This window comes from Flavobacterium bomense (assembly GCF_003970355.1).
Genome location: NZ_RYDJ01000284.1, coordinates 1 through 1035, shown reverse-complemented (window position 1 = coordinate 1035; position 1035 = coordinate 1). Strand labels below are relative to the sequence as shown.

General features: G+C 39.6%; 2 protein-coding genes. Both read right to left on the bottom strand.

All coding sequences use genetic code 11. The features are described 5' to 3' along the window. Positions 1-519: SDR family oxidoreductase (locus EKL98_RS17345; protein WP_126563268.1), on the bottom strand; the 519-nt coding region annotated here is incomplete at its 3' end. Then, the coding region (gene rfbC, locus EKL98_RS17340; RefSeq protein ID WP_126563267.1) for a dTDP-4-dehydrorhamnose 3,5-epimerase at positions 519-1035 on the bottom strand (517 nt) is incomplete at its 5' end. The genes rfbC and EKL98_RS17345, both read right to left, overlap by 1 nt.

Below are 1035 nucleotides of genomic sequence, written 5' to 3'. Positions count from 1 at the left end.
GTCTCTTTCGCTCATCAATCGCAACATCGTTTTGACAAAATTGTTTCCAAATTCCGAATATACCCAAGCAGTTCTGATGATAATGCTGTCTGGAAAATTTTTTAAGCAAGCGATTTCTCCGGCCAATTTGGTGACTCCATAAACACTCTTTGGATTCGGCTGATCGTCTTCTTTATAGGCTACTGGCGAAGTGCCGTCAAAAACATAATCGGTCGAAATATGTACCAGTTTTGCTCCTGATTCAGAACACAAACTAGCCAAAGTAGCAATGGCCAAATGATTGATGGCATCGGCAACTACAGTATCTTGCTCCGCTTTATCCACAGCAGTGTAAGCAGCGCAATTGATAACTATATCGGGTTGAATGCGATTGAAATTGGAAATAATCACCTCCGACTGGTCTAAAGGAAAATCGTCAATATCAGTGAAAATAAAATCGAACTGCGGATAATGAAGTGCTAACATTTTGATTTCAGAACCCAATTGTCCATTGGCTCCTGTTACAAGTATTTTTTGCATTAGAATTGGGAATTACAGTTTTTAAAATCAGGCAAAATCAGGTCTTTTTCTGAAACTATGGCAGTGGCTAAATCCATTCCCCAATCAATGTTCAAACCGGCATCATCAAACCGAATACCGCCTTCGCTTGGTTGGTTATAATATTGGTCGCATTTATAGGAAACCACAGCCGTTTCACTCAAAACCGAAAAACCATGAGCAAACCCTTGTGGAACCAATAATTGTTTTTTGTTTTCAGCCGATAATACAAGTCCAAAATACTTTCCATAAGTGGGAGAATCCTTCCTTAAATCTACGGCTACATCCATAATTTCCCCTTGAAGCACTCGAACCAATTTGGTTTGGGCGAAAGGGGGATTTTGATAATGCAATCCTCTCAAAGTACCCCTTTTAGAAAAGGATTGATTATCTTGCACGAAATCGATCTGGATTCCTAAATCAAGCATTTTACTTTTGCTGTAGGACTCAAAGAAATAGCCTCTTTCATCCTCAAAAACAGCGGGTGTGAGGACAACT